Raw genomic sequence first — 22,169 nt, 5'->3', positions numbered from 1 at the left:
ATGTTGACTGTCAGGCCGCATTCGCGAGCAAGCTCGCTCCCACAGTGGTTTAAGGGGACTGACTACCCGCGTCTATCGAGGATGTTGACGACCACCCGATCCACCCAGCCCCACACCCGCTGCTTCACCCGCCGCCACAACGGCCGGCGCTGCCACTCTTCCAGACTCACCTGCTGACTCAGCCCGAAGTCCTTCACAAAACTCGCCTGCACCGCTGCCGTCAACGACGGATCCAGCGCCTCAAGATTCGCCTCCAGATTGAAACGCAGGTTCCAGTGGTCGAAGTTGCATGAACCGATGCTCACCCAATCGTCCACCAGCACCATTTTCAGATGCAGAAAACACGGCTGGTATTCGAAGATCTGCACCCCGGCCTTGAGCAGTCGCGGATAGTAGCGATGCCCGGCGTAACGCACCGACGGGTGATCGGTGCGCGGCCCGGTCAGCAGTAGCCGCACATCGACTCCGCGCGCCGCCGCCTTGCGCAGGGAGCGACGGATTTTCCAGGTCGGCAGGAAATACGGTGTGGCCATCCAGATGCGTTTTTGCCCGCTGTTCAAAGCGCGGAACAGCGATTGCAGAATGTCGCGATGCTGGCGGGCATCGGCATACGCCACGCGGCCCATGCCCTCGCCCTTGTCCGGCACGCGGGGTAACCGTGGCAGGCCAAAATGCGCGGCCGGACGCCAGGCGCGACGATAGCGGTTGGCGATCCACTGACGATCAAACAGCAATTGCCAGTCGATCACCAGTGGGCCGCTGATCTCGACCATCACTTCGTGCCACTCGCTGGTGTCGTGGCCCGGCGTCCAGAACTCATCGGTGACACCGGTGCCGCCGACCACCGCCAGACGCTGATCGACCAGCAACAATTTGCGGTGATCCCGATAGAAATTACCGACCCAGCGCCGCCAGTTCAGGCGATTGTAAAAGCGCAGCTCAACCCCGGCATGAGTCAGGCGCTGACGCAGATTGAGGGTAAACGCCAGGCTGCCGTAATCATCAAACAGGCACCGCACGCGCACACCGCGTTCGGCCGCCAGCACCAGCGCCTGCACGATGGTTTCGGCACAGGCGCCCGCCTCGACCAGATACAACTCCAGCTCGATCTGCTCCTGCGCGCCGGCAATCTGCTCAAGCATGCGCGGGAAGAATTGCGGGCCGTCGATCAGCAGCTCGAAACGGTTGCCGTCGCGCCACGGAAACACCGCGCCGCGCATGTCAGCGCGCCGTGAAGATCAGCACCGCACCCACCGGCACCGACAGACTGATGGCCGATAGATCGGCGAGTTTGCGCAGGCTTTCCAGCCCCGGCACAAGGTCGAAATCCTCGGCGTTGATCACCAGCGGTTCCAGGGTGACCACTTGAAAACGGCGGTCATCCAGACGCGTCGCCAGCAGTTCGGCGGGGTATTCGTGTTGCTTGCCGTGCAGATTGACGGTCAACGGCAGACGTAATTCCAGCTGCGCACCGGGGGCCAGATCGTTGATCGGGCGCAGGTCAATCTGGGTGGTGATGGTCGCTTCGGGGAATTGCTCGATCTGAAACAGCTCCTTGCGCATGCGCTCATCGCGCAGCGGGATGCCGCTGTTGATCGAGTCCAGCTCGACTTCGACTTCGGCGCGACCATCGGGATCGACCTTACCGTGCAGCACCAGAAAGCGCTGCACTTCGGAGACATTGGCGTTTTTCGTGCTGACGAACGACAGCCGCGACGACTCGCCGTCCAGGTACCAATTGGCCTGCGCCGGCAGCGCGACGGCGGCGAGCAGCAGGCTGGACAGGGTTGCACAGAGGGAGCGGTTGAACATTGAACACTCATGGGGCCGATAAACCTGCACGAACCTTAACCGCCCAAGCGGTTATTGCAAACTGAAGATCACACCCGGTGGGAGCGAGCCTGCTCGCGAAGGCGTCATCGGCTACAACAGAGTAGGTGCGCCTGCTATTGCATTCGCGAGCAGGCTCGCTCCCACAAAAAACAATCGGGTGTTTTCAGGGATTTAGGCGACAGCCCTGGCGTTCGCTTTGCCACTGGGCACGGTTGCTGCGGCCCATGCCGCTGACGGTGATGGTTTTGCTGGCGCTGTCATCGGTGAACTGGCTGGTCGGCAGCCATTGTTTTACGTAGCCACGGCAATACTCGGCATCGTTGTTCATCACATAACGGCAGGAGCAGTATTCCTTGGCGGTGTAGGCGCTGATGATGTCGGGGAAGGCCCACAGGTTTTCGCGCTCGTAAACGACCCAGCCGAGCAGCAAAACAAGCAGCAACAGCAAAAAGCGCTTCATGGGCGCACCGCCTTCAGCACACGTTTAAGCAATTCGTTGTGACGATAGCTACCGTCGCGATCATCGCCATATCGCACGATCACCAGTTTCTCGCTGGGGATCACGTACAGCGCCTGGCCCCAGTGGCCAAGGGCAGCGAAGGTGTCGGGCGGTGCATCGGGCCACGGTGATGCGGCGCCATCGACGGAGCGATTGAGCCACCAGTGGCCGCCGGGCACGGCTTCGTCCTGATGGGCCTTGTAACCTGCGAAGGGTTTAAGGTTGAACGCGAGCCAATCTTTGGGCAGCAGTTGCCGATCATTCCAGCGCCCGTCGCGGGCCATCAACAAACCGACCCGCGCCAGATCCCGCGCGGTGAGATAGGCATAAGAAGACGCGACAAACGTGCCGCTGGCATCGGTTTCCCACACGGCGTGATGGATGCCTAACGGCTCGAACAATGCCGTCCACGGGTAATCCGGATAACGCTGTGGGCCGACGATGTTTTTCAACGCTGCCGCCAAAAGATTGCTGTCGCCACTGGAATAACGGAAGGCCTGCCCCGATTCGGCGTAGGTGTCGTGCTCAGCGGTAAATGCAGCCATGTCGCGATGGCCACGGGTATAGAGCATCGCCACCACCGAGGATTTCAGCGGGGCATATTCATAGTCTTCCTGCCAGTCGATGCCGGAGGCCCAGTGCAGCAGGTCGGCGATTTTTATCGTCGGGTGTTTGGTCAGTGGCGGGTAAAACTTTGCGGCGGGATCGTCAAGCTTGAACAGGCCTTCGCCATACGCCACACCGAGGACGGTGGCCATCAGGCTTTTGCTGATCGACCAGGTCAGGTGCGGGGTTTGCTCGGTGGTCGGGCCGGCGTAGCGTTCGTAGAGGATCTGGCCGTCGCGGATGATCAGCAGTGCGTCGGTGCGGATGCCTTTGCGGGTTGTGTCGTCGCGGGGTGGGAAGGCGTAATTATCCAGCGCTCCGGTATCGGTGATCGTCGTGCCGGTTGGCCATTCTTCACCCGGCCATTGTTCGGCGTGAACGGTGAAGCTGATCAGCAGCAGAAACAGCGACAGGCCTTTGTACATGGTGAGGGCTCTTGGGAGAACCTGCTGAGACTAGTCGGGGTTTATGACAGATGTGTGGTGATGATTAGATCGCTTTCGCGAGCAAGCTCGCACCCACAGTTGACCGAGTTCCTTCAGTTAGAATGCCATCAAACTGTGGGAGCGAGCTTGCTCGCGAAGAGGCCAGTCAAGCCTGCGCCAAAGCCCTGGCCAAGCGTTTGGCCCGAGCCCCCGCCGCCAACTGCATCACCCCCTGATCGCGCTGCCACATCTGCGCCCATTCTGCCGGCCCGTCAGCCAACGCCTGACTCACCTCCCCCTCCAACGCCTCAAACTGCGCAAACAACCCACCCAACAACACATGCCCGGCGGGATTGTTCGGCGGTTGTCGGCTGGCCTCCGCGCACCCGGCCAACAACGCCAGCAATCGCAACTGCAACGCCTGCGGCCAGTCACTGTCCTGCCCGACGCCATACAGCCACGCAGTCATCGCGCTCAGCACATAGACATCTTCCAGCGTGCGGAACGGTTTGACGTAAGCATCCCAACCATCCCCCGCCAGCAGCTCACACAACGCGCCATCAAGCTCCAACCGGCCATGACTGATGTCCGGCATCAACGGCAGCGCCGGCAATTTCTCGACGGTCACACCGGGCTCGCCGGGATAGACCACGGCCAGACTCAGACGCGGACTTTCGCCGGGCTCTTCACTGCGAGCAGCGATCAACAGCCAGTCCGCGGCATCGCCGGCGGTGACGAAATCCTTGCGCCCGCTCAGGCGCAATTCACTCAGCCGCGTCTGCATGTCCGCCGGACGCAAACTGCGCTGTTCGGTCGCACACAAAGCGCCAAGGCTCAGCGGCGCACTCGGCCACAACATACGCAACGCCGCTTGGTAACCGACCAGAAACGCCAGCCCCGGCGTCGCCATCCGCCGCCCGCCCGCGACCGCCAATTCGAACGGCGTGACGTTGCCCAGTTGCTGCAACAACGTCGCAAAACCCTCAGCCAGATCAGCAACGGCGGACAATCGTTCACGGCTGTGCAGCAGATCTGGCCAGGGCATAAGAGGCTCCTTGTGGGCTGTCATATAAGCATCACCGAACGTTCATGGCGATGACACCGGGGCTACATAGCCTGACTTTGCACAACACGGCTGCATAAAGAAAGTCGATCGGCTGCAACCCACGACGGGTTAAAGGCCCGTACGGAGATTCACATGACTCAGATCGCCCGCATCAGCGACACCGGCAATGAACGCCGCCTGCAAGCCGAACGCCTGATCGGCGCCGAGGCTCTGCAGCAAGCCCAGGCCCTGCGCTTCAACGTCTTCAGCGGCGAGTTCAACGCCAAGCTGAAAGGCGCGGAACTGGGTCTGGACATGGATGATTATGATGTTCACTGCAGCCACATTGGCGTGCGTGATCTGAACACCGGCCGTTTGGTGGCGACTACGCGTTTGCTTGATCACACCGCCGCCAGCAGCCTGGGCAAGTTCTACAGCGAAGAAGAGTTCAGCCTGCACGGTCTGGCGCATCTGCAAGGCCCGATCCTCGAAATCGGCCGCACCTGCGTCGACCCGGCGTACCGCAACGGTGGCACCATCGCGGTGTTGTGGGGCGAGTTGGCGGAAGTATTGAATCAGGGCGGCTACAGCTATCTGATGGGTTGCGCGAGCATCCCGATGCAGGACGGCGGCATTCAGGCCCACGCGATCATGCAGCGCCTGCGCGAACGTTATCTGTGCACCGAACACCTGCGCGCCGAGCCGAAAAATCCGCTGCCGACGCTGGATATTCCATCGAACGTAATCGCCGAAATGCCGCCGCTGCTCAAGGCCTACATGCGTCTGGGTGCGAAGATCTGCGGCGAGCCGTGCTGGGACGAAGATTTTCAGGTCGCCGACGTGTTCATCCTGCTCAAGCGCGACGAACTCTGCCCGCGCTACGCCAAGCACTTCAAGGCGGCTGTGTAATGAGCCGGTTGCGGGTGTACGCGCGGATCGCGCGAGTGCTGTTGGTGGTGTCGCTGGGTTTGACCATGGCCAGCGTCTTCGGCGTATTCGAGCGAATTGGTTTGGCACATTCGATGGAACGGCGTCAGCGCTGGTCGCGCTTTTTCATGGCGCGCCTGAGTAATGCCCTGCCCTTTCGCGTGACGGTGCACGGTGAGTTGCCGAAACAGCCGATGCTGTGGGTCAGCAATCATGTGTCGTGGACTGATATTCCGCTGCTGGGGATGCTCACGCCGCTGTCGTTTCTGTCCAAGGCTGAAGTGCGTACCTGGCCTGTGGCCGGTTGGCTCGCGGCGAAGGCCGGCAGCCTGTTCATTCGTCGCGGTTCGGGCGACAGCCAGTTGATCCGCAAGCAGATGACCCGTCACCTGCAAACCGATCACGCCTTGCTGATGTTCCCGGAAGGCACCACCACCGACGGCCGTTCTTTGCGCACCTTTCATGGTCGCTTGCTGGCGGCAGCGATTGATTCCGAGGTGATGCTGCAACCGGTGGCGATCCGTTATCTGCGTGATGGAGAGATCGATGGGCTGGCGCCGTTTATTGGTGACGATGATCTGCTCTCGCACCTGATGCGCCTGTTCAGCAATGATTGCGGCGACGTTGAAGTGCACCTGCTCAAGCCGATTGCCTGTCAGGGTCGTGAGCGTGCGGCGCTGGCGTTTGAAGCGCAGCAGGCGGTGCAGAAGGCGTTGTTTGGCGAGGTGGCGAAACCGGCCGAACCGCGTCGCGCCGGCGAATTGATTGCTGCCTGAAACCACACTTCTCCCCTGTGGGAGCGAGCTTGCTCGCGAAAGCGGTATGTCATTCAAAGTTGATGTTGGCTGACACGACGCCTTCGCGAGCAAGCTCGCTCCCACATTGGTTTTATGTCATTGACGGGTTTTGCGCGAAGTCCTGGAGTTGCGGGTAGAACAAAGCGAAATCTTCACTCAGCGGTTCATACAACCGCCGCAATTCCTGCATCGCTCCCGCCAGCTCTTCCGGCCGGGTCAGTCGCCGCGAGATCCCGCGCAACACCTGCTCCAGCACTTCAAACTCCTGATACGAACCCAACCAGTCATTGGCAACCATGTGCGGGGCGATCTTCGCCAGGCGCTCGGGCAGTTCCCGCTCGCGGGTCAGCACCCGATACACATCAGCGGTGAAAACCTCCAACGGCTGATCGGCATACAGCCTCCAGTCACGCGCCAGGCAGTGGTCGAAAAACACATCGAGGACGATCCCGGCATAACGCCGGCGCGTGTCGGAAAACCGCCCCAGGGCGATATCCACCAGCGGATGGCGGTCAGTGAACACGTCAATCCGCCGATGCAGTTGAATGGCCGCTTCCACCTCCGGCGCAAACTGCCCTTGCAGCCGGCCTTTGACGAAATCGCCATACAGACTGCCGAGCAGTTGCCCGGGGCGCTGGCCACCGAGGTGTAAATGTGCGAGATAGTTCATGGGCGCAGCTTAGCACTGCGGCCCATAAGCCATACACCCATGTATCGTTATAACGCGATATACCAATTTATGCTGACGTCAGATCAAAATCATATTGGTGTATCGCGATCTAACGATTTATATTTCGCCAAATCGCGATATAGCGTTGTACACATTGTGAGCACCTGCCATGAACCTCGACCTCGACGAAATAATAAAAGCCCTGGCGCACCCAGTACGACGAGACATCCTCAACTGGCTGAAAGACCCGAAGAACGAATTTCCGGAACAGTTGCACAACCACGAGTACGGCATCTGCGCCGGGCAGATCGATCAACGCTGCGGCCTGTCGCAGTCGACCGTTTCGGCACACCTCGCAACGTTGCAGCGCGCCGGTCTGATCAGCAGCCAGAAGGCCGGGCAATGGCACTTTTTCAAACGTAACGAGGACGTGATCCAGGCGTTTCTCAGCACCCTCAGTAAAGAGCTCTGACCCTTAACGTCAGCCAGCCGACAAGGAAACCTGCATGCCCCTCTCGCTACTCATCCTCGCCTTGAGCGCCTTCGCCATCGGCACCACCGAATTCGTCATCATGGGCCTGCTGCCCAATGTGGCGGCCGACCTCGGTGTGTCGATCCCCGGCGCCGGCTGGCTGGTGACCGGTTACGCCTTGGGCGTGGCGATCGGTGCGCCGTTCATGGCCATGGCCACCGCCAGACTGCCGCGTAAAGCGGCGCTGGTGGCGTTGATGGGCATCTTCATTGTCGGCAACCTGCTCTGTGCGATGGCCAGTGATTACAACGTGCTGATGTTTGCCCGGGTGATCACCGCGCTGTGCCACGGAGCGTTCTTCGGCATCGGCTCGGTGGTGGCGGCCAATCTGGTGCCAGCGAATAAACGCGCTTCGGCAGTGGCCTTGATGTTCACCGGCCTGACCCTGGCCAACGTCCTCGGCGTGCCGCTGGGCACGGCGCTGGGTCAGCAATACGGCTGGCGCTCGACCTTCTGGGCGGTCACCGTTATCGGTGTGATTGCTCTGATCGGTCTGATCCGTTTCCTGCCAGCCAAGCGTGACGAAGAGAAACTCGACATGCGCGCCGAACTCGCCGCCCTCAAAGGTGCCGGGATCTGGCTGTCGCTGAGCATGACCGCACTGTTCGCCGCATCCGTCTTCACTCTGTTCACCTACGTCGCCCCGCTGCTCGGCGAAGTCACCGGTGTGTCGCCGCGTGGCGTGACCTGGACGCTGATGCTGATCGGCCTGGGCCTGACCGTCGGCAACATCATCGGCGGCAAACTCGCCGACAAGGGCATGGCCGCCACGCTGATCGGCGTGTTCATCGCCATGGCTGTGATCTCCACCGTACTGACCTGGACCAGCGTCGCGCTGATCCCGACTGAAATCACCCTGTTCCTCTGGGCCACCGCGTGTTTCGCCGCCGTACCGGCGCTGCAAGTCAACGTGGTGACCTTCGGCAAAGCCGCACCGAACCTGGTTTCGACCCTGAACATTGGCGCCTTCAACGTCGGCAATGCCCTCGGCGCCTGGGTCGGCGGCAGCGTCATCGCCCACGGTTATGGCCTGACCAGCGTGCCACTCGCGGCCGCCGCCCTGGCAGTGCTCGCCCTGCTGGTGACCCTGATTACTTTCCGTCAGAACGGCAATGCCGATCTGGCCCCGGCAACTAACTGATTACTTTCCACTTACGAGGGTTGTAGACATGGCAACTATTTTTGATCCGATCAAACTCGGCGACATCGAGCTGGCCAACCGCATCATCATGGCCCCGCTGACCCGCTGCCGCGCCGACGAGGGCCGTGTGCCGAACGCGCTGATGGCTGAATATTATGTACAACGCGCCTCCGCTGGCCTGATCCTCAGCGAAGCCACTTCGGTAACGCCAATGGGTGTTGGCTACCCGGACACCCCGGGTATCTGGTCCAACGATCAAGTGCGTGGCTGGGCCAACGTGACCAAAGCCATTCACGGCGCTGGCGGCAAGATCTTCCTGCAACTGTGGCACGTCGGTCGCGTCTCGCACCCGTCGTACCTCAACGGTGAAGCACCGGTGGCACCGAGCGCGATCCAGCCAAAAGGTCACGTCAGCCTGGTGCGTCCACTGGCCGACTACCCAACCCCACGTGCCCTGGAAACCGCTGAAATCGCCGACATCGTCGACGCCTACCGCACTGGTGCCGAGAACGCCAAGGCTGCCGGTTTCGACGGCGTGGAAATCCACGGCGCCAACGGTTACCTGCTCGACCAGTTCCTGCAAAGCAGCACCAACCAGCGCACCGACAACTATGGTGGCTCGCTGGAAAACCGTGCCCGTCTCCTGCTGGAAGTGACTGATGCGGCGATCGAAGTCTGGGGCGCTGGTCGCGTTGGTGTGCACTTGGCACCGCGCGCTGACTCCCATGACATGGGCGACGACAACCTGGCGGAAACCTTCACCTACGTCGCGCGTGAGCTGGGCAAACGGGGCATCGCGTTCATCTGTTCCCGTGAGAAAGAAGGCGCCGACAGTCTCGGCCCGCAATTGAAAGAAGCTTTCGGTGGCCCGTACATTGCCAACGAGAAGTTCACCAAAGACAGCGCCAATGAATGGCTGGCCAGCGGCAAGGCTGACGCGGTGGCGTTTGGTGTGCCGTTCATTGCCAACCCGGATCTGCCGGCTCGTTTGAAGACGGATGCGCCGCTTAATGATGCGCACCCGGAAACCTTCTACGGCAAAGGCCCGGTCGGTTATATCGACTATCCAGCGCTGTAAGTAGCAGAAACACAAAGCCCCCGACTTGTGAGAGTCGGGGGCTTTTTTGTATTCGCCGGGAGATTGATTGCGCTTTTTAGTACGCAGCCCCTCACCCCAGCCCTCTCCCAAGGGAGAGGGGGCCGATCTTTGTGCTTTTCAAATCTGGAGTTCGACCTGATATCTCAGGTCGGCGTATCTCGAACGATCACCTCGGTCAGTCCCCCCTACCTCTGGGAGAGGGGGCAGATCGGGGAATGTTCGAAACCTGAGCTCGACTGGATTTTTCACGTCGGCGTATCTCGCAAGAACACCTCGGTCAGTCCCCTCTACCTCTGGGAGAGGGCTAGGGTGAGGGCAAGCGGCTCACACTCATTCACACAGAAGACACAAATTCCCTACAAAATGCGTAGCCCGCTACGTTTAAACTCCCCCCGCTGCGAAGCTATATAAAGGCAGGCCAATTGACATAACCTGTGCCAATTACGCATTTGTTTCATTTGCGCAGGCTGGGGCTCAGGCGCAGCATATCCAACCCTGTATCGACCCAACGCTCGGCCTCGGCATGCAGCTCAAAGCTGTCCGGCGCCAGAAGCCATCCATACAGAAGGCCATCGATATAGCTGTGAATACTGATGGCCGCGCGGGCAGTGTCGAGATCTTCCGGCAACTGGCCGCGATTGACCGCATTACGCAACGTCAGAGCGATGCGCTCATTGCAATCGAGACTGACGTCCCGGCGCTGCTGGCGCAAATCGCACATTTCATCGGTGAACTCGCACTTATGAAACAGAATTTCGTTGATACGCCGGGTTTTCGGGTCCAGCGCAACTTGATGAAACAAATGAATCAGCAGTTGGCGCATGCAGCCCAACGGATCGAGTTCATCTTCACTTTCACTGGCCCTGGCCAATTCATCCAGCGGCTCACGCAGCGAATCCAGCATGGCCTGGACCAGATCGGCCTTATTGCTGAAATGCCAGTAAATAGCGCCGCGAGTGACGCCGGCCATTGTCGCGATGTCGGCCAGCGTCGTACGAGCGACGCCCCTTTCATAAAAGGCTTTCTCCGCCGCTTCCAGAATCTGGCTACGGGTTTCTTGAGCTTCCTCTTTGGTACGACGGACCATGACAGTAAAACCTCAAACAGGATGTTTCAGGGATGGCTGAATATCCGCTGAATAAAGAGGGGGCGATCTCTCACGGATCAGCTCCCCGGCCTACAATTTCAAACCTTGCGACGAGTTTTGTAACAGGGTGGGTACGACGCCAAGGTATTTACAAACAACCATGAACGTAAGTATATTCCTTAGCAAGCTACTTATCCACCCGGTATCCTTTTTTTACCCTTACACACTTCTTGTGCGCTATTTGCGCGCCTGACCCGAGGATCTTCATGCAATTCAAGCCAGCTGTTACCGCTCTGGTCACTGCCGTCGCCCTGGCATCGCTGCTCAGCGGATGTAAAAAGGAAGAAGCGGCACCGGCCGCTCCACCGCCTCAGGTCGGCGTCGTCACCCTGCAACCACAAGCGTTTACCCTCACCTCCGAGCTGCCAGGTCGCACCAGTGCGTACCGCATCGCGGAAGTTCGACCGCAGGTCAACGGCATCATTCTCAAGCGTCTGTTCAAGGAAGGCGGCGATGTCAAAGCCGGCCAGCAGCTGTATCAGATCGATCCATCGGTCTATGAAGCGACCCTGAAAAGCGCCGAAGCCAACCTGCGTTCGACCAAGTCGATCTCCGACCGCTACAAGCAACTGGTCGACGAGCAGGCCGTCAGCCGTCAGGAATACGACACCGCCGTGTCCAACCGCATGGAATCGGAAGCGTCGCTGCAGAGCGCGCAGATCAACGTGCGTTACACCAAGGTTTACGCGCCAATCTCCGGCCGTATCGGTCGTTCTTCGGTCACCGAAGGCGCGCTGGTCAGCAATGGCCAGACCGACGCGATGGCGACAATTCAGCAACTGGACCCGATCTACGTTGATGTCACGCAGTCCTCGGTTGAGCTGCTGGAATTGCGCCGCGAGCTGGAGAGCGGTCGCCTGCAGAAATCCGGCGAAAACTCGGCAGCGGTCAAACTGACCCTGGAAGACGGCAGCCAGTACAAGCTCGACGGTAAGCTGGAATTCTCCGAAGTCACGGTCGATCCGACTACCGGTTCCGTGACCCTGCGCGCGGTGTTCCCGAACCCGGATCACACCCTGCTGCCAGGCATGTTCGTTCGCGCCCAACTGCAGGCCGGCGTCAACGCTGCGGCCATTCTGGCGCCGCAACAAGGCGTGACCCGCGACCTCAAAGGCACCCCGACCGCACTGGTCGTCGGCGCCGACAACAAGGTCGAACTGCGTCAGCTCAAGGCCAGCCGCACCGTCGGCAGTCAGTGGTTGATCGAAGACGGCTTGAAAGCGGGCGATCGTCTGATCACCGAAGGGCTGCAATACGTGCGCCCGGGTGTTCAGGTCAACCCGTCCGAAGCCACCAATGTCGGCAACAAGAACCCGGCCCCCGCTCAGGCAGCTGACAAAGCCGCCGGCGGCAAAGGGGAGTAATCCATGTCAAAATTCTTCATCGACCGTCCGATTTTCGCCTGGGTAATCGCCCTGGTGATCATGCTGGTCGGGGCACTTTCGATCCTGAAATTGCCGATCAACCAGTACCCGAGCATTGCGCCGCCGGCCATTGCGATCTCCGTGACCTACCCGGGCGCTTCGGCGCAAACCGTGCAGGACACCGTGGTCCAGGTGATCGAACAGCAGCTCAACGGTATCGACAACCTGCGTTATGTGTCCTCGGAAAGTAACTCCGACGGCAGCATGACCATCACCGCGACCTTCGAGCAGGGCACCAACTCCGACACCGCGCAGGTACAGGTTCAGAACAAGCTGAACCTCGCTACCCCGCTGTTGCCGCAGGAAGTGCAGCAACAAGGTATCCGCGTGACCAAGGCAGTGAAAAACTTCCTCTTGGTCATCGGCGTGGTATCGCGTGACGGCAGCATGACCAAGGACGACTTGTCCAACTACATCGTGTCGAACATGCAGGATCCGATCTCGCGGACCGCCGGTGTCGGTGACTTCCAGGTCTTCGGTGCCCAGTACGCGATGCGCATCTGGCTCGACCCGGCCAAGTTGAACAAGTACAACCTGACCCCGGGCGATGTCAGCACCGCAATCTCGGCGCAGAACGTCCAGGTGTCGTCCGGTCAGCTCGGCGGTTTGCCGGCGCTGCCAGGCCAGCAACTGAACGCCACGATCATCGGCAAGACCCGTCTGCAGACTGCCGAGCAGTTCAAGGCGATTCTGCTGAAAGTTAACCAGGACGGCTCGCAAGTGCGTGTCGGCGACGTCGCTGACGTCGGTCTGGGCGGTGAAAACTCGAGTATTTCCGCGCAGTTCAACGGCAGCCCGGCTTCTGGTCTGGCGGTAAAACTGGCCAACGGTGCCAACGCCCTCGACACCGCCAAGGCGCTGCGCAAGACGATTGACGACCTCAAGCCGTTCTTCCCGCAAGGCATGGAAGTGGTGTTCCCGTACGACACCACTCCGGTGGTGACCGAATCGATCAAAGGTGTGGTTGAAACCCTGGTCGAAGCGATCGTGCTGGTGTTCCTGGTGATGTTCCTGTTCCTGCAGAACTTCCGCGCCACGGTCATCACCACGATGACGGTGCCGGTGGTATTGCTGGGTACATTCGGCATCCTCGCGGCGTTCGGTTTCAGCATCAACACCCTGACCATGTTCGGCATGGTGCTGGCCATCGGTTTGCTGGTGGACGACGCCATCGTGGTGGTGGAAAACGTCGAGCGGGTGATGAGCGAAGAAGGCTTGTCACCGAAGGAAGCGACCAAGAAGTCCATGGGCCAGATCCAGGGCGCACTGGTCGGTATTGCTCTGGTGCTGTCGGCGGTACTGTTGCCGATGGCGTTCTTCAGCGGTTCCACCGGTGTGATCTACAAGCAGTTCTCGATCACCATCGTCTCGGCCATGGCCCTGTCGGTACTGGTCGCGCTGATCTTCACCCCGGCGCTCTGCGCCACCATGCTCAAGGCGATTCCGAAAGGCGAGCATGGCACGCCGAAGAAGGGTTTCTTTGGCTGGTTCAACCGCAATTTCGATCGTGGTGTGCAGAGCTACGAGCGCGGTGTCGGCAACATGTTGTCGCGCAAAGCGCCGTACCTGCTGGCCTATCTGCTGATCGTGGTCGGCATGATCTGGCTGTTCACCCGCATTCCAACCGCGTTCCTGCCGGAAGAAGACCAGGGCGTACTGTTCGCCCAAGTGCAGACCCCGGCCGGTTCGAGTGCCGAGCGTACTCAGGTGGTGATCGACGAAATGCGCAGCTACCTGCTGGATAAAGAAGCAGGCGCAGTGTCCTCGGTGTTCACCGTGAACGGCTTCAACTTCGCCGGTCGCGGTCAGAGCTCTGGCCTGGCGTTCATCATGCTCAAGCCGTGGGACGAGCGTAACGCGGACAACAGCGTGTTTGCCCTGGCCCAACGTGCCCAGCAGCACTTCTTCAGTTTCCGCGATGCCATGGTGTTCGCTTTCGCCCCGCCTGCGGTACTGGAGCTGGGTAACGCCACCGGTTTCGACGTGTTCCTGCAAGACCGCGCCGGTATCGGTCACGAAAAGCTGATGGAAGCGCGTAACCAGTTCCTCGGCCTCGCCGCTCAGAGCAAGGTGCTCTATCAGGTGCGTCCGAACGGTCTGAACGATGAACCGCAATACCACCTGGAAATCGACGACGAGAAAGCCCAGGCCCTTGGCTTGAGCCTCACCGACATCAACAGCACGCTGTCGATCTCCTTCGGTAGTAGCTACGTCAACGACTTCATCGACCGTGGTCGCGTGAAGAAGGTTTACGTACAAGGTCAGGCCGGTGCTCGCATGAGCCCTGAAGACCTGAAGAAATGGTACGTACGCAACAACGCCGGGACCATGGTGCCGTTCTCCGCGTTCGCCAAAGGCGAGTGGATCTACGGTTCGCCGAAGCTGGCCCGTTACAACGGCGTGGAAGCAATGGAAGTGCTCGGTTCTCCGGCGCCGGGTTACTCCACCGGTGAAGCGATGGCCGAAGTCGAAGCGATTGCCAAGAAGCTGCCGGCCGGTGTCGGCATCTCCTGGACCGGTCTGTCCTATGAGGAACGTCTGTCGGGTTCGCAAGCGCCAGCGCTGTACGCCCTGTCGCTGCTGATGGTGTTCCTGTGTCTGGCGGCGCTGTACGAGAGCTGGTCGATTCCGATCGCCGTTATGCTCGTGGTACCGCTGGGGATCATCGGTGCGCTGCTGGCCACCAGCCTGCGCGGGCTGTCCAACGACGTGTACTTCCAGGTGGGGCTGTTGACGACCATCGGTCTGGCAGCTAAAAACGCCATTCTGATCGTTGAGTTCGCCAAGGAACTGCATGAACAGGGACGCAGCCTGCGTGACGCGGCGATTGAAGCCTGCCGCATGCGTCTGCGACCGATCATCATGACCTCGCTGGCCTTCGTCCTCGGTGTTGTACCGTTGGCGATCTCCACTGGCGCCGGTTCAGGCAGTCAACATGCGATCGGTACGGGCGTGATTGGCGGTATGCTCACGGCCACGATCCTGGCGATCTTCTGGGTCCCACTGTTCTTCGTTACGGTTTCGTCCATCGGCCAGCGTAAGATCGCTGACGAGGATGAAGCTACTGAAACTCCTAAAGAGGCTGGCCAATGAGCAAGTCGCTACTCTCCATCGCAGTCGCCGCCTTCGTGCTGAGCGGTTGCTCGCTGATACCTGATTATCAGCAGCCTGAGGCTCCGGTCGCAGGTCAGTACCCGCAGGGGCCGGCGTATTCGCCGGCCCAGGCACCGGCGCAGGCCGCGGCCGAGCAAGGCTGGAAGCAGTTTTTCCATGACCCGGCGCTGCAACAGCTGATCCAGGTGTCCCTGGAAAACAACCGCGACCTGCGTGTCGCGGCGCTGAACATCGACGCTTACGCGGCTCAATACCGCATCCAGCGTGCTGACCTGTTCCCGGCGGTCTCGGCCAATGCCAGCGGCAGCCGTCAGCGGGTTCCGGCCCGTGCCTCGCAGACCGGTGAAGCGGGCATCACCAGCTCCTACTCGGCCACCGTCGGCATCAGCGCTTACGAGCTCGACCTGTTCGGTCGGGTTCGCAGCCTGAGCGAGCAAGCGTTGCAACAATACTTCGCCACTGAAGAAGCACGCCGCAGCACCCAGATCAGTCTGGTCGCCAGCGTCGCCAATGCTTACCTGACCTGGCAAGCGGACAAGGAGCTGCTCAAGCTGACGCAAGACACCCTCGGTGCCTTCGAAGAAAGCTACAAGCTGACCAGCCGCAGCAACGAAGTCGGTGTCGCTTCGGCATTGGACCTGGCGCAGTCGCGCACCTCGGTGGAAAACGCTCGTGCACAACTGGCGCGTTACACCCGCCAGGTGGCGCAGGACGAAAACAGCCTGACCCTGCTGCTCGGCACCGGTATTCCGGCCAATCTGCAAGCGGCCAAACCGCTGGCGGATGACCTGCTCAGCGACGTACCGCCGGGTCTGCCTTCGGATCTGCTGCAACGTCGTCCGGACATTCTCCAGGCCGAGTACAACCTGAAAGCGGCCAACGCCAACATCGGTGCCGCCCGTGCAGCGTTCTTCCCGAGCATCAGCCTGACCGCCAACGCGGGCAGCCTGAGCCCGGATCTGTCCGGCCTGTTCAAGGGTGGTTCGGGGACGTGGCTGTTCCAGCCGCAGATCAATCTACCGATCTTCAACGCCGGCAGCCTGCGCGCCAGCCTCGACGCCGCCAAGATCCAGAAGGACATTGGCGTGGCGAACTACGAGAAGTCCATTCAAACGGCCTTCCAGGAAGTCGCCGACGGCCTGGCCGCACGCCAGACCTACACCGAGCAGTTGCAAGCGCAGCGTGACTTCGTACAGGCCAACCAGGATTACTACCGTCTGGCCGAACGTCGTTACCGCATCGGCGTCGACAGCAACCTGACCTTCCTCGATGCCCAGCGTCAGCTGTTCAGCGCGCAACAAGCGCTGATCACCGACCGCCTCGCGCAGCTGACCAGTGCGGTCAACCTGTACAAGGCCCTGGGCGGTGGCTGGAATGCGCAAACCGCGCAGAACGAACCGCTGAAAGAAGAAGCACCGAAGATGAAGTTGTTCTGATCATCATCAGGTGAACACAAGGAGCCCACCGATTGGTGGGCTTTTTGTTGCCTGTCAGAAAGTTGTGGTGTCTGGGCTGGCCCCTTCGCGAGCAAGCTCGCTCCCACAGGGGAGCGCATTCCAAATGTGGGAGCGAGCCTGCTCGCGAAGAGGCCCGCACATCCACCCAAAAAAACCCGGCTCAATGTTGCGTTCGATAATCGCCCAAAACCCGCTTTTACCAATTGAATCAAAACATCCGCGCCCCGCACCATTCGATCAACAAAACCAATAACAACAGGTTCGACACCATGCTCCCGCGCCCTGCTCCGACCGGCTGACCGCCGTCGCCTTACCCCCTGAATTCGTCGCATTTCTGCACCGTAAAAAACGGCCGCAGCGCACCCGTTCGCCTTAAAAAAACAAGAGAGACCCCAGCTATGACAACCTCCCCTGCGCCTTACGCATTTCCCGGTCTGATCGCCCTGGCCCTGGCCGGCGCGGCGATGCCCGCTGCGGCTGAAGAGGCCGGTTTCATCGAAGGGGCCAAGGTCAACCTGAACCTGCGCAACTTCTACATCAACCGCAATTTCACCAACCCGACCAAGGCTCAGGGCAAGGCTGAAGAGTGGACGCAGAGCTTCATCCTCGACGCCAAATCCGGCTTCACCCAAGGCACCGTCGGTTTCGGCATGGATGTACTGGGCCTGTATTCGGTGAAACTCGATGGCGGCAAAGGCACCGGCGGCACGGCGTTACTGCCGCTGGATCACGACGGTCGTCCGGCGGACAACTTCGGTCGCACCAACGTCGCCTTCAAAGCCAAGCTTTCCCAGACCGAAGTGAAGGTCGGCGAGTGGATGCCGGTGCTGCCGATCCTGCGTTCGGACGACGGCCGCTCGCTGCCACAAACTTTCCGCGGCGGGCAGATCACTTCGAAGGAAATCGACGGCCTGACCCTCTACGGCGGGCAGTTCCGCGCCAACAGCCCGCGCGACGACAGCAGCATGAGCGACATGTCGATGACCGGCAAAGCGGCGTTCACCTCTGATCGCTTCAACTTCCAGGGCGGCGAATACGTTTTCAACGAAAAACGCACGCAGATCGGCCTGTGGAATGCCGAACTCAAAGACATCTACAGCCAGCAATACGTCAACCTGATCCACAGCCAGCCGCTGGGCGACTGGACCCTCGGCGCCAACCTCGGCTTCTTCTACGGCAAGGACGATGGCAGCGCCCGCGCTGGAGACCTCGACAACAAAACCTGGTCGGGGATGTTCTCGGCGAAGTACGGCGGCAACACCTTCTACGTCGGTCTACAGAAACTCACTGGCGACAGCGCGTGGATGCGCGTCAACGGCACCAGCGGCGGGACGCTGGCCAACGATAGCTACAACGCCAGCTATGACAATGCGCAGGAACGCTCCTGGCAGTTGCGTCACGACTACAACTTCGCTGCCATGGGCGTTCCCGGCCTGACATTGATGAACCGCTACATCAGCGGCGACAACGTGCACACCGGGACGATTACCGACGGCAAGGAATGGGGCCGCGAATCGGAACTGGGCTACACCGTGCAGAGCGGCGCGCTGAAGGATCTGAACGTCCGGTGGCGCAACTCGACCATGCGCCGGGATTTCAGCAACAACGAATTCGATGAGAACCGCTTGATCGTCAGCTACCCGATCAGCCTCCTGTAAACACCGATCCACCCCTGTAGGAGCTGCCGCAGGCTGCGATCTTTTGATCTTAAAAACAAGATCAAAAGATCGCAGCCTGCGGCAGCTCCTACATTGGAATTCTCGCCATTGGTCAGGAGAAGTGGCACTTCGCCGGCCGGCAGGTAAAGTGACAAAACCTGAAGGACTCAGGTGCTTCATCTTTCCGCTTCCGTCGTCGTAGTCGGTCCTCAAGCTGGGAGCCAGGTTGTCATCGGAAGACACCAACGATCACCGGAGGACCACCTCAATGATCTCTCGTCTCGCAACACCCGACTGGGACGCCAAGGCGTACCAGCAGTTTTCCCGTCTCAGGCAACGCCCGGTCCATGAATTGCTCGACCGTGTCGACCTGCCCAACCCGCAACGTATTTACGACCTTGGCTGCGGCACCGGCATTGCCACGCAGTTGTTGGCCAAACGCTGGCCGCGCGCGCAGTTGCAGGGAATCGACAGCTCCGCGCAGATGCTCGACGAAGCGCGCTGTCTGCCGGTCAAAGCGTTGTGGAAACATTGCGATCTGCTCGACTGGCAACCGGAGCAGCCGGCGGATCTGCTGTTCGCTGCCGCCGTGCTGCACTTTATCGACGGCCACGAAACGTTGCTGCCGCGCCTGCTCGGCCATATCAACACCGGTGGTTGTCTGGAAGCGCACATGCCGGACTGGCGCGATGCGCTGTGGTATCGGCTGATGCTCGACACCCTCGAAAACGGCGGTCCCGATGGCACGCCGATAGGCACACCTGAACTGCGCCAGCGCATGTCGGCGCGGCCGTTGTTGGCGCTGGAGGATTATTACCGGTTGCTCGCGCCGCTGACCTCCTTGCTGGATATCTGGGAGACCGAGCAGCTGCAGGTAGTCGACGGCAAATCACCGGTATATGACTGGGTGAAAGTCTCGGCGCTGCGGCCGGTGATGCAGGCGCTGAGTCCAGAGGAACAGACGCGGTTTATTTATCATTACCTGATGCGGGTGCATGAGCATTATCCGCAGGAGGGGGATGGGCATACGTTGTTTGCGTTCAAGCGGATATTTATTGTTGCCAGGGTTTGAGCGCATGCGCTGATTAACACATAACGGCGTCTGGCGCTTTCGCGAGCAAGCTCGCTCCCACATTTTTTTTGTGATCGACACAACTCCAATGTGGGAGCGAGCTTGCTCGCGAAGGCGTTGTTTCGGGCGCCATCAATCCCGGGATTCGACTCCTAGCTCATCCCACACCGATTCAGCCAGATGAAACGTCGCATTCGCTGCCGGAATCCCGCAGTAAATCGCACTCTGCATGATCACTTCCTTGATCTCGCCCCGGCTCACGCCGTTATTGGCCGCCGCGCGCAGATGCAGTTTCAGCTCACCCTCGCGGTTCATGCCGATCAGCATGGCGATGGTGATCAGGCTGCGCGTGTGCCGAGGCAAGCCCGGACGCGTCCAGATATCGCCCCAGGCATGCCGGGTAATCATCTCCTGAAACTCCGAGTTGAACTCGGTCAGCGTGGTCAGGCTGCGATCGACATGCGCATCGCCCAACACCGCGCGGCGTACCTGCATTCCGTCGTCGTAACGTTGTTTCTCGTCCACAAAAACTCCCTCACTTAGCCTGCAAAAACGCCAACACGCGATCACTGAAATCTGCGCCAGCCTGCACGTTGGACAGGTGCGCCGCATAGAACTCGGCGTACTCCGCACCACGTACATGTTCCTGAATGAAATGCCCACCGGACGGCGGCGTCACCGCATCTTCCGTACCGGCAATCACCAGCAGCGGCACGTTGATCGAAGCCAGTTGCTCGCGGAAATCGGCATCACGCACTGCCGCGCAATTGGCCGCATAACCTTCAGGTGAAGTGGCCGCGAGCATGTCGGTAATCTGCTTGGCCGCCGCCGGGTGCGCTGCCGAGAAGTCCGGGGTAAACCAACGGGCAATCGACGCGTCACGCAGGGCAACCATCGCTGCAGCGCCATCACGCAGCACGGTTTCGATGCGTGGATTCCACACCGATGGATCGCCGATTTTTGCCGCAGTGTTGCAGACGATCAGCTTGTGCAGACGATGACCAACGTTGATCCCCAGCCACTGCCCAATCAGACCGCCCATCGACAGCCCGCAGAAATGCGCGCGCTCGATGTGCAGCGCATCCAGCAGACCGAGCACGTCGTGACCCAATTGCTCAATGCTGTAAGGCCCCGGCGTCACCAGCGATTTGCCGTGGCCACGGGTGTCGAAACGCAACACACGAAAATGCTCGGTAAACGCCGGCATCTGCGCGTCCCACATATGCAGATCGGTGCCCAGCGAGTTGGACAGCACCAGCACCGGCGCATCGACCGGACCTTCAATTTGATAGTGCAGTTCGCCATCGGCGAGTTGAACGAAAGCCACAGCCCTCTCCTTTCAGACAGACAATGCGTTGTGTTCGGCCACCGCACGCTCGACCCAGGTTTTCGCCTGACCGAGGTAATGGGCGGGGTTCAAAAGATGATCGAGTTCAGCGCTGCTCAGCTCAGCAGTGACTTGCGGTTCGTCACCCAGTACGGCGCGTAAATGGCGCTGCTCGGCCACTGCGCGTTTGCAGCACTGTTCGAGCAGGTGATGCGCGGTGTCGCGGCCGACACGCTGGGCGAGGACGATGCTGACGGCTTCGGCCAGCACCAGCCCCTGAGTCAATTCGAGATTGCGCGACATACGTTCAGCGTCGACTTCAAGCCCATCCGCCAGCAATCGCGCTTGTTGCAGTGAACCGGATACGAGGCAGCAGATTTCCGGCAGGGTTTCCCATTCGGCATGCCACAAACCGAGACTGCGTTCATGTTCCTGGGGCATCGCGCTGAACAGCGTCGAGACCAGACCCGGCACCCGCGTCGCTGCGCCGATCAACACCGCTGCGCCGACCGGATTACGTTTGTGCGGCATGGTCGACGACCCCCCCTTGCCTGGCGCCGATGGCTCGAACACTTCAGCCGCTTCGGTCTGCATCAACAGGCTGATGTCGCGGCCGAATTTGCCGAGGCTGCCGGCGATCAAACCGAGCACCGCGCCAAACTCGACCACGCGATCGCGCTGGGTGTGCCACGGTTGTTCCGGCAAGGTCAGTTGCAGTTCTTCGGCCAACGCTTGGGCAATCGGCAAGGCCTGTTCGCCCAACGCGGCGAGGGTCCCGGAGGCACCGCCGAACTGCAGCACCAGCAGACGCGGCTTGAGTTCGCGCAGACGTTGGCGGCTACGAGTGACAGCGCCCAGCCATCCGGCGATTTTCATGCCCAGGGTCACTGGTGTCGCGTGTTGCAGCCAAGTGCGTCCGGCCAGCGGCGTTGCAGCATGACGTTGTGCTTGAACAGCAAGAGAGTCAGCCAGTTGCGCCAGATCGCCTTCGATCAAATCCAGCGCCTGCCGCAATTGCAGCACCAGCCCGGAATCCATCACGTCCTGACTGGTCGCGCCCAAATGTACATAGCGCTCGGCTTCTGCATCGGTAGCGGCAATCTGCTTGCCCAACGCCTTGACCAGCGGAATCGCCGAATTGCCGGCCGTGGCAATCGCCTCGCCCAGCGCCGCAAAGTCATACAGATCAGCGCTGCACGCCGCCGCAATAGGTTTCACCGCTGCAGATGGAATCAATCCAACCCGCGCCTCGGCCCTGGCCAGCGCCGCTTCAAAGTCGAGCATGGCCTGCACGCGGCCCTGATCGCAGAACACTTCGCGCATATCACGGGCAGTGAAATAGGCATCGAACAATTGATTGCCCGGTCGCTGAGTCATAAACAGTCCTTGCCGGCGC

At 60.4% G+C, this 22,169-nt stretch carries 20 protein-coding genes; 10 read left to right on the top strand and 10 right to left on the bottom strand.

Translation table 11 applies throughout. The features are described 5' to 3' along the window. Positions 1-62: 62 nt before the first annotated feature. From GTU76_RS24300 to GTU76_RS24280, 5 genes are all read right to left on the bottom strand, one after another. Positions 63-1,220 carry a phospholipase D-like domain-containing protein gene (locus tag GTU76_RS24300; RefSeq protein ID WP_016982796.1) on the bottom strand — a complete coding sequence of 386 codons (1,158 nt, stop codon included), beginning with the start codon at positions 1,218-1,220 and terminating at the stop codon, positions 63-65. A 1-nt stretch (position 1,221) separates the two neighbouring features. After that, complete coding sequence (locus GTU76_RS24295; RefSeq protein ID WP_180699781.1) at positions 1,222-1,812, bottom strand: YceI family protein; 591 nt, start codon at positions 1,810-1,812, stop codon at positions 1,222-1,224. Between the two features lie 184 nt (positions 1,813-1,996). Further along, a complete protein-coding gene (locus GTU76_RS24290) occupies positions 1,997-2,293 on the bottom strand; it encodes an amidase (RefSeq protein WP_180699780.1) in 297 nt (98 codons plus the stop codon). Then, complete coding sequence (locus tag GTU76_RS24285; protein WP_180699779.1) at positions 2,290-3,363, bottom strand: serine hydrolase domain-containing protein; 1,074 nt, start codon at positions 3,361-3,363, stop codon at positions 2,290-2,292. Before GTU76_RS24285 ends, GTU76_RS24290 begins: the two co-directional genes overlap by 4 nt. A 166-nt stretch (positions 3,364-3,529) precedes the next feature. Next, on the bottom strand, positions 3,530-4,408 hold the full coding sequence (locus GTU76_RS24280) for an acyl-CoA dehydrogenase middle domain-containing protein (RefSeq protein ID WP_180699778.1): 879 nt from the start codon (positions 4,406-4,408) through the stop codon (positions 3,530-3,532). Positions 4,409-4,561: 153 nt separating this feature from the next. Here GTU76_RS24280 and olsB point away from each other — a divergent pair, with 153 nt between their 5' ends. Both olsB and GTU76_RS24270 read left to right on the top strand, forming a co-directional pair. Then, positions 4,562-5,317, top strand: a complete 756-nt coding sequence (gene olsB / locus GTU76_RS24275) for an L-ornithine N(alpha)-acyltransferase (RefSeq protein ID WP_007916280.1) — start codon at positions 4,562-4,564, stop codon at positions 5,315-5,317. Continuing rightward, the gene (locus tag GTU76_RS24270) at positions 5,317-6,111 is read left to right on the top strand and encodes a lysophospholipid acyltransferase family protein (RefSeq protein WP_175555137.1); all 795 of its coding nucleotides are present in this window, start codon (positions 5,317-5,319) and stop codon (positions 6,109-6,111) included. Before olsB ends, GTU76_RS24270 begins: the two co-directional genes overlap by 1 nt. 112 nt (positions 6,112-6,223) lie before the next feature. Here the strand turns inward: GTU76_RS24270 and GTU76_RS24265 are convergent, their stop codons facing one another. After that, positions 6,224-6,802 carry an acyl carrier protein phosphodiesterase gene (locus tag GTU76_RS24265; protein ID WP_180699777.1) on the bottom strand — a complete coding sequence of 193 codons (579 nt, stop codon included), beginning with the start codon at positions 6,800-6,802 and terminating at the stop codon, positions 6,224-6,226. 169 nt (positions 6,803-6,971) lie between these two features. On the opposite strand from GTU76_RS24265, the gene GTU76_RS24260 reads away from it, so the two are divergent. Genes GTU76_RS24260 through GTU76_RS24250 form a run of 3 tightly spaced genes read left to right on the top strand, consistent with a single transcriptional unit; the run spans position 6,972 to position 9,553 of the window. Next, positions 6,972-7,274, top strand: coding sequence for an ArsR/SmtB family transcription factor (locus GTU76_RS24260; protein WP_007917068.1), 303 nt, complete (start codon positions 6,972-6,974; stop codon positions 7,272-7,274). 34 nt (positions 7,275-7,308) lie between these two features. Next, positions 7,309-8,475: an MFS transporter gene (locus GTU76_RS24255; RefSeq protein ID WP_180699776.1), complete on the top strand. Its 1,167-nt coding sequence runs from the start codon at positions 7,309-7,311 to the stop codon at positions 8,473-8,475. Positions 8,476-8,503: 28 nt separating this feature from the next. Then, on the top strand, positions 8,504-9,553 hold the full coding sequence (locus tag GTU76_RS24250) for an alkene reductase (protein ID WP_016982805.1): 1,050 nt from the start codon (positions 8,504-8,506) through the stop codon (positions 9,551-9,553). Positions 9,554-10,028: 475 nt separating this feature from the next. On the opposite strand, the gene emhR is transcribed toward GTU76_RS24250, so the two are convergent. Beyond that, the gene (emhR, locus tag GTU76_RS24245) at positions 10,029-10,661 is read right to left on the bottom strand and encodes an efflux system transcriptional repressor EmhR (protein WP_016982806.1); all 633 of its coding nucleotides are present in this window, start codon (positions 10,659-10,661) and stop codon (positions 10,029-10,031) included. A gap of 266 nt (positions 10,662-10,927) precedes the next feature. Here emhR and GTU76_RS24240 point away from each other — a divergent pair, with 266 nt between their 5' ends. From GTU76_RS24240 to GTU76_RS24220, 5 genes are all read left to right on the top strand, one after another. Continuing rightward, positions 10,928-12,085, top strand: a complete 1,158-nt coding sequence (locus tag GTU76_RS24240) for an efflux RND transporter periplasmic adaptor subunit (RefSeq protein ID WP_016982807.1) — start codon at positions 10,928-10,930, stop codon at positions 12,083-12,085. A gap of 3 nt (positions 12,086-12,088) precedes the next feature. Beyond that, positions 12,089-15,238 (top strand): efflux RND transporter permease subunit EmhB, encoded by a 3,150-nt coding sequence (gene emhB, locus GTU76_RS24235; protein ID WP_123594812.1) that lies wholly within the window; start codon positions 12,089-12,091, stop codon positions 15,236-15,238. Next, a complete protein-coding gene (emhC, locus tag GTU76_RS24230) occupies positions 15,235-16,695 on the top strand; it encodes an efflux RND transporter outer membrane subunit EmhC (protein ID WP_016982809.1) in 1,461 nt (486 codons plus the stop codon). The genes emhB and emhC overlap by 4 nt, the downstream gene beginning before the upstream one ends. Positions 16,696-17,114: 419 nt before the next feature. Next, a complete protein-coding gene (locus GTU76_RS24225) occupies positions 17,115-18,374 on the top strand; it encodes an OprD family porin (RefSeq protein WP_180699775.1) in 1,260 nt (419 codons plus the stop codon). Between the two features lie 268 nt (positions 18,375-18,642). Next, on the top strand, positions 18,643-19,446 hold the full coding sequence (locus tag GTU76_RS24220) for a methyltransferase domain-containing protein (RefSeq protein ID WP_180699774.1): 804 nt from the start codon (positions 18,643-18,645) through the stop codon (positions 19,444-19,446). A 132-nt stretch (positions 19,447-19,578) separates the two neighbouring features. On the opposite strand, the gene pcaC is transcribed toward GTU76_RS24220, so the two are convergent. From pcaC to GTU76_RS24205, 3 genes are read right to left on the bottom strand one after another with little or no spacing between them, the layout of a single operon-like run. Then, complete coding sequence (gene pcaC, locus GTU76_RS24215; RefSeq protein WP_007957838.1) at positions 19,579-19,971, bottom strand: 4-carboxymuconolactone decarboxylase; 393 nt, start codon at positions 19,969-19,971, stop codon at positions 19,579-19,581. A 10-nt stretch (positions 19,972-19,981) separates the two neighbouring features. Further along, positions 19,982-20,773 carry a 3-oxoadipate enol-lactonase gene (pcaD, locus tag GTU76_RS24210; RefSeq protein WP_180699773.1) on the bottom strand — a complete coding sequence of 264 codons (792 nt, stop codon included), beginning with the start codon at positions 20,771-20,773 and terminating at the stop codon, positions 19,982-19,984. Positions 20,774-20,785: 12 nt separating this feature from the next. Next, positions 20,786-22,150, bottom strand: a complete 1,365-nt coding sequence (locus GTU76_RS24205) for a 3-carboxy-cis,cis-muconate cycloisomerase (protein ID WP_180699772.1) — start codon at positions 22,148-22,150, stop codon at positions 20,786-20,788. Positions 22,151-22,169 lie beyond the last annotated feature (19 nt).

Origin of the sequence: Pseudomonas crudilactis (assembly GCF_013433315.1) — a bacterium.
Lineage (GTDB): Bacteria > Pseudomonadota > Gammaproteobacteria > Pseudomonadales > Pseudomonadaceae > Aquipseudomonas > Aquipseudomonas crudilactis.
This window is presented reverse-complemented; position numbering and strand designations above follow the sequence as displayed.

What these genes read in the sequence shown, in the direction of transcription:
- GTU76_RS24300 (WP_016982796.1), bottom strand. Translation starts at nt 1,220, where the DNA reads ATGCGCGGCGCGGTGTTTCCGTGGCGCGACGGCAACCGTTTCGAGCTG.
- GTU76_RS24295 (WP_180699781.1), bottom strand. Translation starts at nt 1,812, where the DNA reads ATGTTCAACCGCTCCCTCTGTGCAACCCTGTCCAGCCTGCTGCTCGCC.
- GTU76_RS24290 (WP_180699780.1), bottom strand. Translation starts at nt 2,293, where the DNA reads ATGAAGCGCTTTTTGCTGTTGCTGCTTGTTTTGCTGCTCGGCTGGGTC.
- GTU76_RS24285 (WP_180699779.1), bottom strand. Translation starts at nt 3,363, where the DNA reads ATGTACAAAGGCCTGTCGCTGTTTCTGCTGCTGATCAGCTTCACCGTT.
- GTU76_RS24280 (WP_180699778.1), bottom strand. Translation starts at nt 4,408, where the DNA reads ATGCCCTGGCCAGATCTGCTGCACAGCCGTGAACGATTGTCCGCCGTT.
- olsB (WP_007916280.1), top strand. Translation starts at nt 4,562, where the DNA reads ATGACTCAGATCGCCCGCATCAGCGACACCGGCAATGAACGCCGCCTG.
- GTU76_RS24270 (WP_175555137.1), top strand. Translation starts at nt 5,317, where the DNA reads ATGAGCCGGTTGCGGGTGTACGCGCGGATCGCGCGAGTGCTGTTGGTG.
- GTU76_RS24265 (WP_180699777.1), bottom strand. Translation starts at nt 6,802, where the DNA reads ATGAACTATCTCGCACATTTACACCTCGGTGGCCAGCGCCCCGGGCAA.
- GTU76_RS24260 (WP_007917068.1), top strand. Translation starts at nt 6,972, where the DNA reads ATGAACCTCGACCTCGACGAAATAATAAAAGCCCTGGCGCACCCAGTA.
- GTU76_RS24255 (WP_180699776.1), top strand. Translation starts at nt 7,309, where the DNA reads ATGCCCCTCTCGCTACTCATCCTCGCCTTGAGCGCCTTCGCCATCGGC.
- GTU76_RS24250 (WP_016982805.1), top strand. Translation starts at nt 8,504, where the DNA reads ATGGCAACTATTTTTGATCCGATCAAACTCGGCGACATCGAGCTGGCC.
- emhR (WP_016982806.1), bottom strand. Translation starts at nt 10,661, where the DNA reads ATGGTCCGTCGTACCAAAGAGGAAGCTCAAGAAACCCGTAGCCAGATT.
- GTU76_RS24240 (WP_016982807.1), top strand. Translation starts at nt 10,928, where the DNA reads ATGCAATTCAAGCCAGCTGTTACCGCTCTGGTCACTGCCGTCGCCCTG.
- emhB (WP_123594812.1), top strand. Translation starts at nt 12,089, where the DNA reads ATGTCAAAATTCTTCATCGACCGTCCGATTTTCGCCTGGGTAATCGCC.
- emhC (WP_016982809.1), top strand. Translation starts at nt 15,235, where the DNA reads ATGAGCAAGTCGCTACTCTCCATCGCAGTCGCCGCCTTCGTGCTGAGC.
- GTU76_RS24225 (WP_180699775.1), top strand. Translation starts at nt 17,115, where the DNA reads ATGACAACCTCCCCTGCGCCTTACGCATTTCCCGGTCTGATCGCCCTG.
- GTU76_RS24220 (WP_180699774.1), top strand. Translation starts at nt 18,643, where the DNA reads ATGATCTCTCGTCTCGCAACACCCGACTGGGACGCCAAGGCGTACCAG.
- GTU76_RS24205 (WP_180699772.1), bottom strand. Translation starts at nt 22,150, where the DNA reads ATGACTCAGCGACCGGGCAATCAATTGTTCGATGCCTATTTCACTGCC.